Source organism: Kocuria sp. CPCC 205261, from assembly GCF_040981025.1.
Lineage (GTDB): Bacteria > Actinomycetota > Actinomycetes > Actinomycetales > Micrococcaceae > Kocuria > Kocuria marina.
Genome location: NZ_JAVKPU010000001.1, coordinates 41,033 through 60,407, shown reverse-complemented (window position 1 = coordinate 60,407; position 19,375 = coordinate 41,033). Strand labels below are relative to the sequence as shown.

Annotated in this window: 13 protein-coding genes and 1 tRNA gene; 8 read left to right on the top strand and 6 right to left on the bottom strand. The window is 70.3% G+C overall.

The window, feature by feature from the left end:
- Positions 1–82 precede the first annotated feature (82 nt).
- Both nudC and RF646_RS00235 read left to right on the top strand, forming a co-directional pair.
- On the top strand, positions 83–1,057 hold the full coding sequence (gene nudC / locus RF646_RS00240) for an NAD(+) diphosphatase (protein WP_368834894.1): 975 nt from the start codon (positions 83–85) through the stop codon (positions 1,055–1,057).
- Positions 1,054–2,844, top strand: a complete 1,791-nt coding sequence (locus tag RF646_RS00235) for an ATP-dependent helicase (RefSeq protein WP_368834893.1) — start codon at positions 1,054–1,056, stop codon at positions 2,842–2,844. The genes nudC and RF646_RS00235 overlap by 4 nt, the downstream gene beginning before the upstream one ends.
- 108 nt (positions 2,845–2,952) lie before the next feature.
- Here RF646_RS00235 and RF646_RS00230 read toward each other — a convergent pair whose 3' ends face one another.
- Positions 2,953–3,774: an alpha/beta fold hydrolase gene (locus RF646_RS00230; protein WP_368834892.1), complete on the bottom strand. Its 822-nt coding sequence runs from the start codon at positions 3,772–3,774 to the stop codon at positions 2,953–2,955.
- Positions 3,771–5,249: a flavin-containing monooxygenase gene (locus RF646_RS00225; protein WP_368834891.1), complete on the bottom strand. Its 1,479-nt coding sequence runs from the start codon at positions 5,247–5,249 to the stop codon at positions 3,771–3,773. Before RF646_RS00225 ends, RF646_RS00230 begins: the two co-directional genes overlap by 4 nt.
- Positions 5,250–5,525: 276 nt before the next feature.
- On the opposite strand from RF646_RS00225, the gene RF646_RS00220 reads away from it, so the two are divergent.
- Positions 5,526–6,566, top strand: a complete 1,041-nt coding sequence (locus RF646_RS00220; protein ID WP_368834890.1) for a LacI family DNA-binding transcriptional regulator — start codon at positions 5,526–5,528, stop codon at positions 6,564–6,566.
- A 38-nt stretch (positions 6,567–6,604) separates the two neighbouring features.
- On the opposite strand, the gene RF646_RS00215 is transcribed toward RF646_RS00220, so the two are convergent.
- The gene (locus RF646_RS00215; RefSeq protein ID WP_085107653.1) at positions 6,605–7,483 is read right to left on the bottom strand and encodes a hypothetical protein; all 879 of its coding nucleotides are present in this window, start codon (positions 7,481–7,483) and stop codon (positions 6,605–6,607) included.
- Positions 7,484–7,659: 176 nt separating this feature from the next.
- On the opposite strand from RF646_RS00215, the gene RF646_RS00210 reads away from it, so the two are divergent.
- Entirely contained in the window at positions 7,660–8,196 is a 537-nt protein-coding gene (locus tag RF646_RS00210; protein ID WP_368834889.1) for a M48 family metallopeptidase, read from the top strand.
- Positions 8,197–8,346: 150 nt separating this feature from the next.
- Here the strand turns inward: RF646_RS00210 and RF646_RS00205 are convergent, their stop codons facing one another.
- A complete protein-coding gene (locus RF646_RS00205) occupies positions 8,347–9,846 on the bottom strand; it encodes a zinc-dependent metalloprotease (RefSeq protein ID WP_368834888.1) in 1,500 nt (499 codons plus the stop codon).
- Between the two features lie 277 nt (positions 9,847–10,123).
- On the opposite strand from RF646_RS00205, the gene RF646_RS00200 reads away from it, so the two are divergent.
- The 3 genes from RF646_RS00200 (at position 10,124) to RF646_RS00190 (ending at position 14,557) form a co-directional block, all read left to right on the top strand.
- The gene (locus tag RF646_RS00200) at positions 10,124–11,206 is read left to right on the top strand and encodes a PDZ domain-containing protein (protein WP_368834887.1); all 1,083 of its coding nucleotides are present in this window, start codon (positions 10,124–10,126) and stop codon (positions 11,204–11,206) included.
- Between the two features lie 106 nt (positions 11,207–11,312).
- Positions 11,313–14,291 (top strand): UPF0182 family protein, encoded by a 2,979-nt coding sequence (locus RF646_RS00195; RefSeq protein WP_368834886.1) that lies wholly within the window; start codon positions 11,313–11,315, stop codon positions 14,289–14,291.
- Positions 14,292–14,480: 189 nt separating this feature from the next.
- Positions 14,481–14,557, top strand: a tRNA-Met gene (locus tag RF646_RS00190).
- 201 nt (positions 14,558–14,758) lie between these two features.
- Here RF646_RS00190 and RF646_RS00185 read toward each other — a convergent pair.
- Positions 14,759–15,514, bottom strand: a complete 756-nt coding sequence (locus tag RF646_RS00185; RefSeq protein ID WP_368834885.1) for a PspA/IM30 family protein — start codon at positions 15,512–15,514, stop codon at positions 14,759–14,761.
- Between the two features lie 79 nt (positions 15,515–15,593).
- Positions 15,594–17,555 (bottom strand): TPM domain-containing protein, encoded by a 1,962-nt coding sequence (locus RF646_RS00180; protein WP_368835171.1) that lies wholly within the window; start codon positions 17,553–17,555, stop codon positions 15,594–15,596.
- A gap of 340 nt (positions 17,556–17,895) precedes the next feature.
- On the opposite strand from RF646_RS00180, the gene RF646_RS00175 reads away from it, so the two are divergent.
- Positions 17,896–19,359 (top strand): S1C family serine protease, encoded by a 1,464-nt coding sequence (locus RF646_RS00175; protein WP_368834884.1) that lies wholly within the window; start codon positions 17,896–17,898, stop codon positions 19,357–19,359.
- Positions 19,360–19,375 lie beyond the last annotated feature (16 nt).

Below are 19,375 nucleotides of genomic sequence, written 5' to 3'. Positions count from 1 at the left end.
ACCCACCCTACCGGCCTCGGCCCGGGGCGGGCTGTCCACCGCGGCCAGTGAGGATGTCCGGACCCCGGTCTACAGTGGTCGGATGATCTCATCCCAGGACCGTCCCTGCGCCGTCGCGCCCCTGCTCGACGACGCCCAGCTGCCCTTCGCCGGGCGCCCCTTCGACCGGGACGCGGTCGCCCGGGAGCACCGCGATCTCGTGGCTGAGGCCCTCGCCTCGCCCACCGCGCGGGTGCTCGTGCTGCGGGGCTCCCAGGCCCCCACGCGCGACGGCGCCCTGGTCCTCCCGCTCGTGGCGGAGGTCCCGGGACCCACGGACGATGCCGGCCGCCCGGACGTGTACCTGGGCCGCCTGGCGGACGGCACCCAGGTGATCCTGCGCACCTTCCCCGTGGACACCCAGCTGTCCGGTCTCGACGGTGCCCGGTGGGAGGGGCTGCGCACGCTGGCCACCGTGGTGGACCCCGAGCAGACGTCGTTGCTCGTCACGGCGCAGGCGGTGGCCTTGTGGCACCGGGACCACCCGCGGTGTCCTCGCTGCGGGGCGCTCACGCAGAGCATCCGCTCCGGGTGGGCCCGGCGCTGCCCCGAGGACGACTCGCTGCACTTCCCCCGCACGGATCCAGCGGTCATCGTGGCGGTGGTCGAGGACGGCCCGGACCCGGCCTCGCAGCGCATCCTGCTGGGCCGCTCTGCGGCATGGGCCGGCAACATGTACTCCACGTTCGCAGGCTTCGTTGAGCCGGGGGAGTCCGCCGAGCAAGCGGTCGTGCGCGAGGTGCGCGAGGAGGCCGGGATCACGGTGGACACCGTGCAGTACCAGGGCTCTCAGCCGTGGCCGTTCCCCCGCTCCCTGATGCTGGGCTTCCGCGCCGTGGCCCACACATCGGTGGCCGAGGCGGACGGCGAGGAGATCCTGGACGTGCGGTGGTTCACGCGCGAGCAGCTGCTCACGAGCACCCGCACCGGTGAGGTCACGCTGCCGGGGAGGGTGTCGATCGCGCACGCGCTGATCGTCAGCTGGCTGGGCGAGGACCTCCCGGGGACCGATTGGTGAGCGTGGAGGAGAGCGCCGAGGAGCGGATCCTCGGAGGCCTAGACCCGGAGCAGCGCGTGGTCGCGACCACACTGAACGGTCCGGTGTGCGTGCGCGCTGGAGCGGGCACCGGCAAGACGCGGGCCATCACCCACCGCATCGCGTGGGGCATCGCCTCGGGGGTCTATACCCCCCAGAAGACCCTGGCCCTGACCTTCACCGCGCGCGCCGCCAATGAGATGCGCCAGCGGCTGCGGGCCCTCGGGGCTCCCGGTGTGCAGGCCCGGACCTTCCACTCTGCCGCCCTGCGCCAGCTGCAGTACTTCTGGCCGCAGGCCGTGGGTGGGCCCCCGCCGGGGCTCGTGAACCACAAGGCGAGACTGATCACCGAGGCCGGCCAGGCCATGCGCCTGACCACGGACCGGGCGACCGTCCGGGACGTCGCGGCCGAGATCGAGTGGGCCAAGGTCTCCATGCACACCCCGGACACCTATCCGCAGGCGGCGGGCCAGCGGGACATGCCCGCGGGCTACGACGTCCGCACCATGCAGCGGCTCTACCAGTCCTACGAGGACCTCAAGGCGGACCGACACCTGATCGACTTCGAGGACGTCCTGCTGATCACGGTGGGGATCCTGGAGGAGGACGAGCGGATCGCCGCGGCGGTGCACGCGCAGTACCGCCAGTTCGTGGTGGACGAGTACCAGGACGTCTCGCCCCTGCAGCAGCGGCTGCTGGACGCGTGGCTCGGCTCCCGGGACGATCTCTGCGTGGTGGGGGACGCCTCCCAGACCATCTACTCCTTCACGGGCGCCACGTCCCGGCACCTACTGGAGTTCCCGTCCCGGTACCCCGGGGCGTCCGTGGTGGAGCTGATCCGCGACTACCGCTCCACCCCTCAGGTGGTCAACACCGCCAACCGGCTGCTGGCCGCGCGCCGCCCGTCCCTCACGTCCACCCCGGACACGTGGGCCACACCGCTGCGCCTGGTCTCCCAGCGCCCCGCGGGCCCCGAGCCCGCGTGGAACGAGTATCCGGACGACGAGGCCGAGGCCGCGGGCGTGGCCGTGCGGATCCAGGACCTGATCGACGACGGCGTGGCCCCGCACGAGATCGCCGTCCTGTTCCGCACCAACGGCCAGTCGCAGGCATTCGAAGCCGCACTCGCGGATGCGAACATCGGCTTCCAGCTGCGCGGCTCCGAACGGTTCTTCAACCGGCCCGAGATCCGGCAGGCCATCGTGCAGATCCGTTCCGCCGCACGCACGGGGGGCGCGGACCGCGCGGACGTCCCCCAGCAGGTGCGGGACATGCTCGGTTCGCTCGGCTACACGGAGCGGGCCCCGCGCTCCGACAGCGCCACGCGCGCCAAGTGGGAGTCCCTGCGTGCACTCGTCTCGCTCGCGGACACCATGGCCCGCCGCGCCGTGGCGGACGGCGAGACGCTGTCGCTCGCCGGTTTCGCGCAGGAGATCGAACGCCGTGCGACCACCCAGGAGGCCCCGGTGGTGGACGGGGTCACGCTCGCGTCCCTGCACTCGGCTAAGGGCTTGGAGTGGGATGCCGTGTTCCTCGTGGGGCTCTCCGAGGGACTCATGCCCATCAGCTTCGCCGACACCCCGGATGCCATGGACGAGGAGCGCCGGCTGCTCTACGTGGGGATCACCCGCGCGCGGGAGCACCTCGTGCTCTCGTGGTCGCTGTCCCGGACCCCGGGCGGTCGGCCCAACCGGGCCCGGTCCCGTTTCCTCGACGCCGTGCTGCCCCCCGCGCCGCGCACCCCGGCACGACGCCGCGGCGGCCGCTAAGCGGGTGCGGCCGAGGCCCGGCCGGGACCGGCACCACCACCCGGTGACGCGTTGTGTGGTCGCAGCGCGGCGGGTGAGCGTGGACCGGGACCGGCCCGTGCGGCGTCGTCAGCCGCGCTCCGCGCCCGCCCAGAACTCGGTGGCCAGGCGGGCGAACTCGTCGGGCCGCTCGATCATGGGCCCGTGGCCGGTGTCGGGAAACCGGTGGCTGCGAGCCCCCAGGGCCTTCGCCCCGCGGGCGAGGTGACGGAAGGGCAGCACGGTGTCCTTGTCGCCCCACATGATGAACACGGGAACACCGGTGGCCCGCACGCGAGGGAGCAGCCGGCGCCGCCAGGGCCGCTTCACACCCGCGAGTGAGCCGATCGAGCGCAGCATCTGCAGCATGGCCTCGGAGCCGCCGGGGCGCTGCGCGAGCTCGTAGCCGCGTTCCACGCGCTCGGGCGTGGCCAGGGCGGGGTCGTGGTACATGGCCCGCTCGGAGCGCAGCGCACCCTTGCGGCTCGGTGCCAGTGCACGCTCGCCCACCCCGGGCAGCGCCGCGAGCCGCAGGGCCGGGCTCACGCCCCGTCCGAATCCTGCGGAGTCCACGAGCAGCAGGCTGCGCACGAGTTCCGGGTGGTCGGCGGTGAGCTGCATGGCCACGGCCCCGCCCAGGGAGTTGCCGGCCACGTGGGCCGGCGCAATGCCCTGGGCGCGCACGAACTCCGCCACGCGGGCGGCGAGATTCGAGAGGCTCATGCCCTCGGTGGGGACCTCGGAGCCACCGAAGCCGGGGAGGTCCACGCTGATCACACGGTGCCGCGCGGCCAGACGCTCGTGCTGCTCGTCCCAGTCGGCCAGGCTGCGTCCGATCCCGTGGATCAGCAGCACCGGGGCGCCCTCACCGGTCTCGCGCCAGCTCAGCCCGTTCCACATCTGCGTGCTCACGCGCCCACCCCCGAGGTGGTGCGGGCGGGCACCGTGAACTCGAGTTGCTCGTCCTTCTCGGCACCCGGACGGAACAGCACCCGGTCCCGCAGGTAGTTCTGCCGCACGTTCCATGCCCCGTCGCGGCCCTGGCGGGGCAGCAGGTGCGCGCCACGCTGGATGTAGCCGGAGGCCAGGTCGATGAGCGGGCGCAGCCCGGTGCGGGGGCCGGAGTACCGGGGCGTGACGGCCACGGCGCCCTCGCGGTCCATGCGGTCCAGCAGCCGCCGGAAGTACTCTGTGATCAGGTCCACGCGCAGGGTCCACGAGGAGTTCGTGTACCCGATGGCGAAGGCCATGTTGGGGACGCCGTCGAGCATCATGCCGCGGTAGCTCACGCGCGCGGCCGGATCCACGGTCTCCCCGTCCACCACGAGATCCATGTTCCCAAGAAACTGCACGTTGAGCCCCGTGGCGGTGACGATCACGTCCGCCGGGAGGTGACGGCCCGAGCGCAGCTGGATGCCGTCCGCGGTGAAGCGTTCGATGGTGTCCGTGACCACCTCGGCGTGGTCCCCGCGCACAGCCTTGAAGAAGTCGCCGTCCGGTGCCGCGCACAGCCGCTGGTCCCACGGGTCGTACTCGGGGGTGAAGTGCTCATCCACCGGGAAGGTGGGGCCCAGGTGCTTCACAGCCCCGCGGTGCAGCAGGTCCCGCATGGCCTGCGGTCGGCGTCGGCTGAACTCGTAGATGGCCATGGAGCGCACGATGTTGCGCCAGCGGTTGGCCTCCCCGGCCACGCGCGGCGGCAGCCACTTGCGCAGCTTGATGCCAGTCTCGTCCCTGCCGGGCACGGAGGCCACGTAGGACGGGGAGCGCTGCAGCATGCTCACGTGAGCGCCGCGGTCCGTGAGCGCGGGCACGAGGGTCACGGCGGTGGCGCCGCTGCCGATCACGACCACGCGACGGCCCGCCACGTCCAGGTCCTCCGGCCAGTGCTGCGGGTGAACCACGGTCCCCTCGAACTCGGACAGCGTGGGCCAGTCGGGGGTGAAGCCCTCGTCGTAGCGGTAGTAGCCCGTGGCCATGAACAGCCACCGGCCGGTGAGCTGCTCGGCCCCGCCCGTGTGGACGTCGCGGTGCGTGACGGTCCATGTGTGGGTTTCGGAGGACCACCGTGCCTGCTCAGCGCGCCGCCCGAACCGGATGTCCTTTGTGACGTCGGCCTCCTCGGCCGCCGCGTGGACGTAGTCGAGGATGGTGTCCCCAGTGGCCAGGCTGCGCTCTCCTGTCCAGGGGTGGCTGCGGTAGCCGAAGGTGGCCATGTCCGAGTCCGAGCGGATACCCGGGTACCGGAAGAGGTCCCACGTGCCGCCCATGTCCTCGCGCGCCTCGAGGATGCGGACGGTGCGGCCGGTGCCGGCGAGCTCCCGAGCGGCGCCGATGCCGGAGATCCCGGCACCGATGATGATCACGTCGACGTCCTGAGTGTCCATGTGGTTCTCCAACTTCCTTGCGGTCTCGCGCACCGGTCGGATCCGGGTGGTGCAGCCGGTGCCCGACGGCGTTCCCGACGGGTACCGGCTCCGAAACCTCGCGGCGACGTGGCCGCTTCCAGTTCCCTGCACGCAGGCCGTGCGCCGGGAGGGGCCCGGGTCGGCAGCGGTCCGTGCCGGTGCACACTAACGCGTGTTAGCTTGATGGTTGTCGAGTGTAACAGCTCACATTCGTGGGCCATCAGGGCCCGGCGGCGGTGGGCCACTCGCTACCATGTGGCCACCGACCTCCAGGGAGAACTCACGAGCATGCACCGGCACCGCACCCCCGCACGGCGGGCCACGAGCGCCGACGTGGCACGGCTGGCCGGGGTCTCCCGCACCACCGTGAGCTTCGTGCTCAACGACACCCCCTCGCAGTCCATCTCCGCGGGCACCCGACGCCGCGTGCTCGACGCCGCCCGGGAGCTCTCCTACGCGCCCTCGGCGGAGGCGCGGGCGCTCGGCCGGGGCCGCTCCACCTCCGTGCTGCTATACCTCCCGCCGGCGGGGTCCCTCACCGAGGACATCGGGGTGATCGTGGAGCGGCTCTCGGTGCTGTTCTCCGAGGTGGGGCTGTCCATGGTGATCCATGCGTGGACCCGCCGCCCCGCCGCCCGGGTCTGGTCCTCCGTGACGCCGGCCGCCGTGCTCGCGTGGGACCTCGCGGAGGACGACGCCGAGCGCATGCGTCGAAGTGGCGTGCGCGGCGTCGTCTCCTGGACCGGTTCGGACGACATGGGGCGGTGGATCACGGGTCTCCGTGAGCGGGACATCGCCAGGGTGCAGGTGCAGCGGCTCGTGGCCGCGGGCCATACGCACCTGGGCTATGCGGTCACGGGCGGGGAGCACATGCACGGCGTCTCCCAGTGGCGCTTCGAGGTGCTGCAGCGCGAGTGCGCGGCCCGTGGCCTGCCTCGCCCGAGCGCTCTTCCCCTTCCTGTGGATCCCCGCGGGGCGGCCGATGTGCTGCTGCAGTGGCGCGAACGGCACCCGGGGGCGTCCGGGGTGTGCGCCCACGACACCACCGCCGCGCTCGCCGTGCTCTGCGGGATGCGGCGGCTCGGCTGGAAAGCGCCCGCGGACCTCGCGATCGTGGGGGTCAACGACTCCCCGGCGGCGGCGCTGGCCGACCCTCCGCTGACCATGGTGGCGCTGGACCCGGAGGTCACGGCCCGGCACATCGTGGCCGTGATCAACGCCCTGGTGCGGGACGAGCCCGCACCCTCGCCCCCGGACACGGCGGGGGCCTTCACGGTGGACCGCGACTCCGTCTGAGCGGGCACGGGCGGTACGGCGCACTCCGCACGCACGGTTCACAGCCCGGTGAACGCGAGGGAGCACAGGCACCTCGGATCCGGGGCCAACGGCAGAACCGTCAGCCCCCGGCGCAGCACGAGGCACGCTTCCGGACCGTCAGGTGACTGCGTTCCGGCGGTGGGCCGGGCCGGCGGTGGGCCGGACGGCGCCGTTTCGGTGCCGGCAGGTGGCACGTCCGGGGGAGCGTCGTGTGGCGGGTCAGACGGTGCCGCCCGCGGAGCGGCGTCGTCCCGCAGCACGTGGGACAGCAGGCGACCCGCGATCTCCCCGGTGGCCACCGTGCGCGTCAGCACGGCCACTGCCCCGTCCTGACGCGGAAGCAGAGGCTCGCCGGACGTGGATGGGGACCCACGGAACGCGCGTCGCGCTTCACGGACCGCACTCGCCACACAGGCTCGGCACGGGCGATGCGCCCAGTCGGTGAGGGGCCAGACAACCACGGACCCGCCGTCGCGGACCACGCTCAGGGTGGGCAGCGCCGGGTCCAGGTCCGGGGAGGGAGCCGTGGCGAGGTCCGCCACGAGATCACCGGGCACGGACCACGTGTGGAGCACCACGGCGGTGGGCACTGCCGCCGACGGGAAGAGCTCGGGTGCGCTGAGCGGGGCGCAGCGCGGGGATCTGCGCCGCAGCAGGGTCCTCAGCACCAGTTCACGCGGCTGGCCCTGGAACTCCGCGGGATACGGGCCGTGGCGGACGTCCGCGGTCTCGACGGGTGCAGGATCCCGGACGTTGAGCAGGCAGACCCCGGCCTCCGCGAGCGCGAGGCACACGGCGGCGGTGAGGGGGTCGAGCCCGAGCGCGAGAACGCGCAGCTCGTCGAGCGCCGGGGGAGCGCAGGGTTCCTCGGGGGCGGTTGGGCAACGGTGGGTCATGGCACCAGGGTTGCCGAAGCGGGGTGCTCCCGCGGCCGGCGCGGGGCAATCCACAGGACGGGTGCCGCGGGCACCGTGCTCCCCTTCTGCGTCCCGGTTCGTGCCCCGCCCGGGCGGGGTGGTGAACTGGGGGCATGCCCCCACCACGAACCAGAATCGTCGAACCACCGGAGGAGATGCCGGAGATCGTCGTCAAGCGCAGTGCCCGCCGCACCAAGACCGTCAACGCCCACTTCAGCGGGGACGCCGTGGTGCTCTCGGTGCCGCAACGGGCCACCCGTGCCCAGATCGCGCATTGGAGTGCAACTCTCGTTCCCAGGGTCGTGGCCAAGCGGCGCGCGGCGGAGGCGGCCTCGCGCACGCGGCACTCCGACACGGCGCTGGAGGAGATGGCGCAGCGGCTGTCCCGGACCTACCTGGAGGGTCGTGCCCGGCCCACGAGCATCACGTGGTCCGCCCGCCAGCACACACTGTGGGGCTCGGCGACCCCCGCCACGGGTGCCATTCGGATCTCACGGCGACTCGCGGACGCGCCCGAGTGGGTTCTGGAGACCGTGGTGCTGCACGAGCTCGTGCACCTGCTCGAGGCTCACCACAACGAGCGGTTCTGGGAGATGGCACGGCGCCACCCCAGGGCGCACGACGCCGCCCAGTTCCTGGACGGCGTCGCGTGGGCGGAGCGGAACCCCGCGCAGGTCACGGGCCGGGAGTGAGGCACCCGAGGGGCCAGTCCGGCGAGCCGGGCCGGTACGAGGTCCGCACGAGTCTCGGTGCGAGTGGCCCCGGGCCGTTCGCACGGGCCCGGCCGCGAACCCTGAAGTCCGTACGACGGGCCTACTACACGGAGGCCCAGCCGCCCACGATCAGTCCTCGTCCCGCGTGGTGTCGGGATCGTCCTGGTCGTCGTCGCCGGCAGTGCCCGTGCTCTCACCCGGTTTGCGTCCAGGCGACGTCTCCCCGGACGCACCCTGCTTCGCGTCCGCAGAGGCCTGGCCGGTGGAACTCGCGCCCCCCGGGGCCTGCCGGCCGTCCTCGTACCCGCCGGCCAGCAGCTTCTCCAGGGCGGCGTCCATCTCCTCGTCGCTGGCCGTGAGCAGCCCGCGGCGCTCCTCGAAGCCCTGGGGATCGTCGAGGTCCTCGTTGGTGGGCAGCAGCTCGGGGGACTCCCAGAGGCTGTCGCGCTCGGTGATCCCGCGCTGTTCCTCCACGTAACCCCAGAAGGTCGCTGCCTCACGCAATCGGCGGGGGCGCAGTTCGAGACCCACGAGGGAACCGAAGGTGCGCTCGGCGGGCCCGCCCTCGGCGCGGCGTCGGGCCATCATCTCGGTGAGGGCGGCGGCGGAGGGGATGTTGGCGGTGGAGGCCACGGTGACGCGGTTGACCCAACCCTCCACGAGCGCGAGGACCGTCTCGAGCTTGGCGAGTGTGGCCTCCTGGCGCGGGGTCATCTCGGGGCTGAACACGCCGGAGGCCAGCGCGTCCTGGATGCCCGAGGGGTCGGAGGGGTCGAGTTCCTGGGCGATGGACTCGATCCGGTCCATGTCGATGTGGATCTCGGACGCGAACGCCGTGATCAGGTCCAGCACGTACTGGCGCAACCACGGCACACCGTGGAACAAACGCGTGTGGGCGGCCTCGCGGATGGCCAGGTACAGCATCACGTCCGAGGCCGGCAGGTCCAGCCCCTCGCTGAACTCGGCCACGTTGGACGGCACGAGCGCGCAGCGGTCCTTGGCCAGGGGGATGCCCACGTCCGTGGAGGACAGCACCTCGCACGAGAGCGCACCCACGGCCTGTCCCAGCTGCATCCCGAACATCATGGAGCCCGCGCCGGAGAGCATCCCGGACAGGTCCGCCCCGCCCATGGCCTGGGAGAGCTCGGGGGGCAACTGCTGGGTCAGGGCGTCGGACATGGCCTTGGACACGGAGGTGGCCACCGGAGTGGTCATCTCCTTCCAGGTCTCCCACGTGGCCTCGATCCACTCGGCGCGCGCCCACGCGGACGGCAGCACGGGGGCTTCGCCGAACGCGGTGTTGTCCGTGAGCCACAGGTCCGCGAGCTTCATGGCGTCGTTCACGGCGCCCTTCTGCTTCGCCGAGACGGACGCGTCGCCCTTCTGCGCGGCCACCTGACGGGCGTGCTGGTTGGCGAGCTCCCAGTTGATGGGCTCCCCCGAGGAGGTCGAACTCATCATGGACTGGATCTGCTGGAACATCATGGACATGGCCTGCGGGTCCATGGGCATACCGGCCGGCATGTCACCGGGCTTCATGTTCCCGGAGCCCAGCAGACGCTCGAACATCTCCTGGAACGGGTCCTTAGGGTTCTCGCCGTTCTCGTCGTACGGAGGGTTCGAAGGCATGGGACCGCCAATCGTCGTGGAGGATCTAGGACTGCTCAAACCCTAGCCGTCCGCCCCGGGCCCGAACCACCGCGTGCGCCCCCAGTTCGCTGATGGCTCAGGTACCCTCCGGGCGCCCGTTCACCGGGAGCGGGCGACGCCGCCGTCCCCGGCCGTGCGGCGTCTTCGAACCTTCCACGAGGGCGTGCGACGTACGCCCCAGACGGTGTGCGCGGGACCTTCCCAGGGTGGGCCGAGTACGCTGGGACGGTCCTGGAGGCCGTGGAGAGGAAGCGACGTGACGGGTGAGCAGAAGGGGGCGCGGCGCGGATTCCTCCGCCGCCGGTCGTTGCCGTCGGTCGCGCTCGCGGGGACCACGGTGCTGCTGCTCGCGGGCGTGGTGCTGCCCGCGCCGTACGTCGTGGAATCCGCCGGACCCACGTTCAACACCGTGGGCAGCCACGACGACAAGCAGCTCGTCAAGATCACGGGCGCCCCGACCTACCCGAGCGACGGCCGGTTGGACCTGACCACCGTGTACGTCACGGGCGGACCCTCCGGGCGGCTCAACTCCATCAACGCGCTGCTGGGCTGGTTGGATCCCTCCGATGCCGTGATCCCGGAGGACACCCTTTACCCGCCGGACACCACGGGCCAGCAGGTGGACGAGTCCAACGCCGCGGCCATGGTCACCTCCCAGGAGGACTCCGTGGCGGCCGCGCTGAACCACCTGGGCAAGCCCTTCACAACCACCCTGACCGTGCACGCCGTGATCCCCGGCGGCGCCGCGGGCGGTGTCCTGCGGGCCGGGGACCGGATCCTCTCCGTGAACGGCACGCAGGTCACCTCGCTCGAGCTGTTGCGCGAGCAACTCGACGCCGCGGGGGAGCGGGGAGCGGACGTCGTCGTGCGCCGGGACGGCAGGACGGTCACCGAACACGTGAAGCTGACCCGGGACGAGGACTCGCAGCGGTGGCAGCTCGGCGTGTACCTCGTACCGAAATACGAGTTCCCCGTGGACGTGGACTTCCAACTGGACCAGGTGGGTGGACCCAGCGCCGGGATGATGTTCGCGCTGGGGATCATCGAGGAACTGACCCCCGGATCGATGGCGGGCGACGAACACATCGCGGGTACCGGAACGATCTCGGCGGACGGGAAGGTCGGTCCCATCGGCGGGATCCGACAGAAATTGCAGGGCGCAGCGGAGTCCGGTGCCACGTACTTCCTGGCGCCCTCGGACAATTGCGGTGAGGTGGCCGGGCACATCCCGGATGGTCTCACGGTGATCGAGGTGAAGACACTGGGAGATGCTGTGGAAGGGGTCGAAAAAGCGGCGTCCGGATCGGTCGTGGAGCTGCCTTCCTGCGGCACCCGGTGACATCCGAGGCGGTGAAATTGCATGCCGCGACGGGGGCCAGCACAATAGGGTGGACACTGATCATTGACAGATCATCATCCGTGCCCAGGGAATTCAGAGGTATTCAGTGACCGCCGGATCCACATCCCCACGTCCATCCAGCGGGTCCGCAGCGGGCCGCAAGAAACACGGGGCCCTGTTGCCCACGGTGATCGCGGTGGTGGTCCTCATCGCCCTGTTCGTGGGGTTCACCCAGGTCTACACGAACATCCTCTGGTTCGAGCAGCTCGGCTACCTGCGGGTGTTCGTCACCCGTAACCTCGCGATGATCGGTCTGTTCATCATCTCCGCCGTGATCGTGGCCACGCTCATGTTCCTGAGCCTGTGGCTCGCGTACCGCAACCGCCCCCGGGACACCGGCCAGGTCAGCGACAACATGCAGAAGTACCAGCAGGCGCTGGACCCCGTGCGCAAGATCGTCATGGTGGCCGTTCCGGTGATCTTCGGGCTGTTCGCCGCCTCCACGATCACGTCCCAGTGGCAGACCGTGCTGCTGTTCCTCAACCAGGAACCCTTCGGGCAGACCGACCCCCAGTTCGACCTGGACCTGGGCTTCTACGTGTTCACCCTCCCGTTCCTGCGGCTGCTGATCGGCTTCCTGGTCACCGCCCTGCTGCTCGCCGGTGTGGCCGGGCTGCTCATGCACTACGTCTACGGCGGGATCCGCATCCATGAACGCGGGATCGCCACGACCCGTTCCGCCCGCGTGCACCTGGGCTCCATCGTGGCCGCGTTCCTCGCGCTGCAGGCCGTGAACTTCTGGCTGGACCGCTACGCGACCCTGACCTCCAACTCGGGCAAGTGGACCGGTGCGCTGTACACCGACGTCAACGCCGTGATCCCCACCAAGGGCATCCTGGCGATCGCCGCCGTCCTGGTAGCCATCCTGTTCGTGGTGGCCGGGTTCATCGGCCGTTGGAAGCTGCCCCTGATCGGTGCCGCGATGCTCGTGGTCGTGGCCGTGGTGGCCGGTGGGCTCTACCCGTGGGCCATCCAGCGCTTCCAGGTGACCCCCACGGAGCAGGCGCTCGAGAACGAGTACATCCAGCGCAACATCACCATGACCCGGCAGGCCTACGGTCTGGACAACACCGAGGTCACCCCGTACGACGCCACGACCCAGACCGAACAGGGTGCGCTGCGCCAGGACACGGAGACCACCTCCAACATCCGTCTGCTGGACCCCAACGTGGTCTCCTCCGCGTTCGCCCAGCTGCAGCAGTTCAGGCCGTACTACCAGTTCTCCGACATGCTCAACGTGGACCGCTACACGATCGACGGGCAGACCCAGGACACGGTCATCGCGACCCGTGAACTGAACCCGGACCAGATCCAGGGCTGGTACAACCAGTCGGTGGTCTACACCCACGGCTACGGCGTGGTGGCCGCGTACGGCTCCCGCGTGCAGGCGGACGGCAAGCCCCAATTCATGCAGGCCGGGATCCCGTCCCGCGGTGAGATCTCCAACGACTACGAGCCGCGGATCTACTTCGGGAAGAACTCGCCCGAGTACTCGATCGTGGGTGGCTCCCCGGAGGACCCGCCGCTCGAGCTGGACCGCCCCCAGACCAATGACGGGGACGCCCAGGACGCCAAGACCACGTTCGCCGGCAACGGCGGCCCCACCGTGGGCAACTGGTTTAACAAGCTGTCCTACTCCATCAAGTTCCAGTCCACGGACATGCTGCTCTCGGACGCGGCGCGCCCGGAGTCCCAGATCCTCTACGACCGCAACCCGCGCGAGCGGGTGGAGAAGGTGGCCCCCTACCTCACGGTGGACGGCAACCCGTACCCGGCGATCGTGGACAACAAGGTCGTGTGGATCGTGGACGCCTACACCACGGCGGCGTCCTACCCGTACTCCACGCCGTCCGTGCTCCAGGACGCCACCCAGGACACCCAGACCGCGCAGGGCACCGCCGCTGCGTTGCCGCCCGAGCGTGTGAACTACATCCGTAACTCGGTCAAGGCCACGGTCAACGCCTACGACGGTTCCGTGGATCTCTACGCGTGGGACGACCAGGATCCCGTCCTGAAGTCGTGGCAGAAGGTCTTCCCGAACACGCTCAAGCCGTACTCGGACATGTCCGCGGACCTCATGGCCCATGTGCGCTACCCCGAAGACATGTTCAAGGTCCAGCGTGAGCTGCTCAACCGCTACCACGTCACGGACGCGAACAGCTTCTACGCGAGCGACGACGTGTGGTCCGTGCCCAATGACCCCACCCAGCAGAACCAGGACGTCCCGCAGCCGCCGTACTACCTCTCCATGCGCATGCCGGGTGAGGACGAGGCGAACTTCTCGCTCACCTCGTCCTTCATCCCGCAGCAAAACGAGTCCGGCAACACCCGTAACGTGATGTACGGGTACCTCTCCGCCAACGCGGACGCCGGGACGGGTGAGGACGGCGTCAAGAGCGAGGACTACGGCAAGCTGAGGCTGCTCGAACTGCCGCGCTCCTCGGTGGTGCCCGGTCCGGGCCAGGCGCAGAACCTGTTCAACTCGGACACGGATGTGTCCCAGGAGCTGAACCTGCTGCGTCAGGGTGCGTCCGAGGTCATCAACGGCAACCTGCTGACACTGCCCGCGGGCGGGGGCATGCTCTACGTCCAGCCCGTGTACGTGCAGTCCTCCGGCGATGCCGCCTACCCCACCCTGCGCCGCGTCCTCGTGGGCTTCGGTGAGAAGGTCGGATTCGCGCCCACGCTCGACGGCGCTCTGGATGAGGTTTTCAGCGGTAACTCCGGTGCCACCACGGACACCGGGGCCGGCGTGAACGACCGGGCCGCGGAGGCCGCCCAGGGCGGCGACGGGCGCACCGGCGCGGTGGACGACGGCGCGTCGGCCAGCCCCTCGCCGCAGCCCTCCGGGACCCCGTCGCCGCGCTCCACGTCCCTGCAGCAGGCTCTGGACAACGCCAACCAGGCCATGCAGGAAGCGGATCGGGCACGCCGGGACGGTGACTGGACGCAGTACGGCGAGGCCCAGGACCGGCTGAAGCAGGCCATCGACGAGGCCATGCGTCAGGACGGTGCCACCCCGTAATCCAGGGGAGACGCCCGAAGGGCGGTGATCGGGTTTTCCCGGTCACCGCCCTTCGCCATCACCGTCCCCCTTGTCGCCGCCCCTGTCCTCCCCGCCCCTCGCCATCGGGGCGCTGTCCCGTGCGGATCCGCGCCGGGGGACACCCGATTTGCACGATCCGTTCACCCTCCGTATAGTTGAGGACATCGCCGCGGGGTGGAGCAGTTCGGTAGCTCGCTGGGCTCATAACCCAGAGGTCGCAAGTTCAAATCTTGCCCCCGCAACCACGAAGAAGCCCGGTTTCCCAGGAAACCGGGCTTCTGGCATGTCCGGACACATGTCCGGGGCTACTTCGCGACAAGTAGTGGAGCAAACGCAGCAGGCGATGCCGCGTTTGCTCCACGTCGGCTCACGCCGGGGGTGTCTGCTCAGCCGCGGGATGAGGCCCTGAATGCTGCGGCCACCGCACCGGCAGTCCCGGAAGTGACTCAGACTTCCTCGGAGGACACAATCTTCTCGCCGTCCGTGGTGGCGCTGCCGGCCTTGAGCGCCGCGAGCCGCGCCTCGATCTCGGTTTGCTGACCCATGTCCTCGAGCGCCTCGAACTGGCGGTCCAGGGAGGAATCGGCGAGCTCTTGCTGGCCGGCCACGCGAGCCTCCTCGCGGCGGACCTTGTCCTCGAACCGGGAGACCTCGCTCGTGGGGTCCATGACGTCGAACGCCTTGAGGGAGTCCTGCACCTGGGCCTGGGCCTGGACGGTCTTCTGACGAGCGGCCAGCTCGTCACGCTTGGCGGAGAGCTCCTGGAGCTTGCCGCGCATGGTGTTGAGCCCGTCCTTGAGCTTCTCCACGACCTCGGTCTGGGACGCGATCTGGGGTTCGACCCCGCGGGCCTCGCTCTCGGACTGGATCTGACGTTGCAGCGCGACCTTGGCGAGGTTGTCGAACTTCTGGGCCTCGCTCTCCTTGCCGGACGAACGGAACTCCTCCGCCTTGTTGGACGCGGCCAGTGCCTTGTTACCCCACTGGGCGGCCTCCTGGACGTCCTCGGCGTGGTCCTTCTCGAGCAAGCGGAGGTTACCGATGGTCTGGGCCACGGCGGACTCCGCCTCGCGGATGTTCTCGGTGTAGTCGCGGACCATCTGATCCAGCATCTTCTGGGGGTCCTCCGCGGAATCGATCATCGCGTTGATGTTCGCCTTGGCCAGCTGAGCGATCCGCCCGAAAATGGACTGTTTGGACATGGTGTTCTCCTCTTCTCGTATCTCGGACAAAACTGAAATCTGTCACGGGGCGGCGGGTGCGTCGCTCACCCGGAGGGGGTCAGAAGTTCCCGCCCACACCGCCGTCGAAGCCACCGAAATCGCCGCCCCCGCCGCCGAAACCGCCGCCGAAGTCACCGCCTCCGCCGCCGTAGTGGCCCCCGCCGATGCCGCCGTTGAGGATCCCGCCCAGCAGGATCCCGCCGAGCATGGCACCACCGAGGCCGTTACTGCGCCGGCCGTAACCCATGCCGCCGTAGCCCATGGGGGAGTTGTAGAACTCGTCCACGTCCGTCTGTGCGGAGCGCTGTGCGGAGTCCGCGAGGCGGATGGATTGGTTGGCCTCGTTGAGTGCCCGCTCGGGATCAGAGTTCTGCAGTTGCTGCGCGATCTCCAGGTGGCGTTCGGCCTCCGCGAGTTCCGTGCGCGCGCGGGCGCCTACACCGCCGCGGCGCGCCCACACGTAGTCGGACGCGGTGGTCAGGCTCGCCTGCGCGCTCACGAGCGCGTGGGACAGGGTCTCGCGCGCGGAGCGGGCGCGGTCGTTCGCGCTACGGACGTCGTCCAGGCCCTTGTCGAGCTCGGCCTTGGCCTGCGCGAGCCGGCGGGCGGAGCCCATGGGGTCGTAGCGCCCGGAACGCATGTTCTGGGTCACGGTCTGCAGCACGGAGCGCACCCCGGCGGCGGCACCCGCGAGCTCGGGACGGGAGCCCTGCTGGACCAGTCCCTCGGCCTCGGCGACGTCCCGTTGGGCGATGCTCACGGCGTCCTTGAGGGACTCCTCGGCCTTGGCCAGTTCCCGGCGGGCGTTCTCCACCGAGGTGATCAGACCCTCGGCCTGGCCCTGCGCTTCCTCGGCGGCTCGGATGTTGAGCACGGCCTGGGAAACCTGTCCCGCGTCCAGGTGCTGTTGGGCCTGGGCGATCGCGGATTCGGCGAACTCGAGGCGTTCGCGTGCCTGCTCGCCGTTGTCCCGCACGGGGGCCAGAGCGGCATCGTCGTACGTTGCGTGCAGCGAGACGAGCAAGGACTCGGCGTCCTGCAGGCGCGGCTGGACACCGGCCACGGCGTGGCGCACGTCCTCGAGCGCCTCGGGGGCGCGGGTCTCGAGTTGACGCAACTGCGAGAAGTTCTGTTCCTGTTCCGCAAGGGAGCCGCGCGCCTGGTTGGAGCGCTCGATGATTTCCCCGAGCCACGCGCGCTGGTCCGCCTCGGTGTCCGGGATGTGGTCCTCGAGCTTCTGCTGCAGCTCGAAGGACGCGCGCATATGCTCCTTGGCCCGCGCGAGTGCGTGCTCGAACGGCTGGGTCTGCTCGCGGCCGTACTGCAGCTGCGCGAAGGTGAGTTCCTGCTCGGAGTGCTGGATCGCGTTGTCCGCCTCCACGAGCGCCGAACCCGCGCGCTTGTGCAGCTCGGGCAGGGGCACGAGCTGTCGCTGCGGCGCGCTGCTGCCGTTGTGTGGTTCCGGGGCCTGGGGTGCATTCGCGCGACGACGCCGCCCGCGCATGAGCGACGCGACGCCCACGCCCGCGGCCGCGAGCCCGCCGAGCACCACGACCCCGCCGACCACACCGCCGGCCCCGTTCAGGCTCACCCCGCCGAGTTTCGAGTCGATCCCCTTCACGGCCCCCTGGGCGGCGGCGTCCCAGTTGCCGTTGCGCAGGGCCGGGACGATGTTCTCGTTGTAGATCTCCTGGGTGTCCGAGCGGGACAGGGGACCCGCCGAGTTGGCCACGAACCGCGCCTGGCGGGTCTCGGTGGCCACGGTGAGCACGGCGTCGTTGGTCCCGAAACCATTGTTCCGGGCGAAGTCCTGGACCCACTGACCGGGATCGGTGGGGTTCGTGAACCGGTCCACGTACACCACGTAGAGCGTGATGTTGTGTTCGCTGGCGACCCTGTTGATCTCGTCCTGCAACTGCGACGTGTTGCCCAGGACGTTGGCCGAATCCACGATCCGTGTGCCGGGGTCCACCTGCTGAGGGGGCTCGGCCAGGGCGGCGGGCGCCGCGAACAAGCACACTCCCGAGAGTACGGTCGCGGAAACAGCGCGGCGCCAAACGGTGTGTGGATTCATGACCCTCGTTCCAATCGATCTCAGCCCGGCGGACGCCCGCCCGGGGATCGTCCCCGGGACATGATGGTCGTCCGAGTCACAGACTACGCTGAACGGACAATGCGGTCACGAGATCAGCGAGCGTCCCGGAGATCGCCAGACAACGTGCAGGAATCGGCCAGTTCTCACAGCCGCGGCTCAGTACGCCCGGGCATACTGGGCCACCGGAAGCCGCCGGGCGGGTCCCGGTATCCGCATCCAGACACACGATCCCTCGACGTCCTGTCACAGTCCTGAAGGAGAGAACATGGCCGATTCCTATGACCCCCGTGCGGGCGGCGATCCCCAGCGTCCCGTGCCCCGGTACGGCCAGTACGGCTCCGGGACGGAGGGCGCCGACCAGGGTTCGCCGTGGCACGCGCAGGACACCCAACCCATCCCGCCCGCGGGCGAACACCCCGGCGCCACCGGGGGTTACCAGTACGGCACCTATTCCGGTGGTCAGGACGGCTACACCGCGGCGTCGCAACCGGCCGGTGGTGCTGCGACCGCCACGACGCCCAAGCGCAAGTTCTCGGCAGGTGCCCTGGTCGCCGGGATGGTGCTCGCAGGGCTGATCGGTGCGGGGACCGCGGTGGGGACCGGCGCCCTCGCCGAGAACAACGGCGTGTCCGCGGCGGGCAACAGCTCCCCGGTGATCGTGAACAACACGGAATCGGTCAACCAGATCACGGGGGCCACCCACAAGGCCTCCCCGTCCGTGGTGACGATCTCCGCGTCCGCCGGGGGCCGTGCGGGGACGGGGTCCGGTGTGATCTTGGACGATCAAGGACACATCCTCACCAACACCCACGTGGTCACGCTGGACGGCGCGAGCTCGGATGCCAACCTGGAGGTCCAGACCTCGGACGGTTCCGTGCGCAAGGCCAGCCTCGTGGGCACGGACCCCGAATCGGACCTCGCGGTGATCAAGGTGGACCCGAGCGGTCTTACGCCCGCGGAATTCGGGGATTCGAGCAAGCTCAACGTGGGGGACACCGCGATCGCGATCGGCTCACCGCTCGGACTGAGCGGGACCGTCACGGACGGCATCGTCTCCACGCTCAACCGGACGATCGCCGTCGCCTCCTCAGCGGCGCAGGAGACCCCAGAGGACTCCCAGCAGGGCGGCGGGCAGGACTTCTTCTTCAACTTCCCGGACAACGGGCAGTCGGGCTCGCAGTCCGCGAAGTCGAGCGTCTACCTCAACGTCTTGCAGACGGACGCGGCGATCAACCCCGGCAACTCGGGCGGCGCGCTCGTGAACTCGAGCGGTCAGGTGATCGGCATCAACGTGGCGATCGCCTCGGCGGCGGGGTCTTCCTCGAACGACTCCTCCAGTTCGGGGAACATCGGGGTGGGATTCTCGATCCCGTCCAACACGGCCAAGCGGGTCGCGGACGAGATCATCAAGGACGGCAAGGCCACGCACGGCTACCTGGGCGCGTCCGTCTCCGCCTACACGCCGTCCGGGAGCAACTCGGAGCAGTTCTCCTCGGGTGCCCTCGTGCGCAGCGTGCAGGACGGCTCCCCGGCCGCGGACACCGGGTTGCGCGCGAACGACGTGATCACGCAGTTCAACGGCAAGCGCATCACGGACGCGGACGCCCTCACCGCCGGCGTGCGGGAACTCGCGGCCGGGACGGAGGCGGAGGTCACCTACCGGCGCGGCGGGGACGAGCACACGGCCAAGGTCAGGGTGGGCAACGCCGCCGAGCAATCGGGCAAGTAGGCGCCCGCGGCTCCGG

Excerpts from the sequence above, each read along its gene's own strand:
- nudC (WP_368834894.1), top strand. The coding sequence starts at position 83 with ATGATCTCATCCCAGGACCGTCCCTGCGCCGTCGCGCCCCTGCTCGAC.
- RF646_RS00225 (WP_368834891.1), bottom strand. The coding sequence starts at position 5,249 with ATGGACACTCAGGACGTCGACGTGATCATCATCGGTGCCGGGATCTCC.
- RF646_RS00215 (WP_085107653.1), bottom strand. The coding sequence starts at position 7,483 with ATGACCCACCGTTGCCCAACCGCCCCCGAGGAACCCTGCGCTCCCCCG.
- RF646_RS00210 (WP_368834889.1), top strand. The coding sequence starts at position 7,660 with ATGCCGGAGATCGTCGTCAAGCGCAGTGCCCGCCGCACCAAGACCGTC.
- RF646_RS00205 (WP_368834888.1), bottom strand. The coding sequence starts at position 9,846 with ATGCCTTCGAACCCTCCGTACGACGAGAACGGCGAGAACCCTAAGGAC.
- RF646_RS00185 (WP_368834885.1), bottom strand. The coding sequence starts at position 15,514 with ATGTCCAAACAGTCCATTTTCGGGCGGATCGCTCAGCTGGCCAAGGCG.
- RF646_RS00175 (WP_368834884.1), top strand. The coding sequence starts at position 17,896 with ATGGCCGATTCCTATGACCCCCGTGCGGGCGGCGATCCCCAGCGTCCC.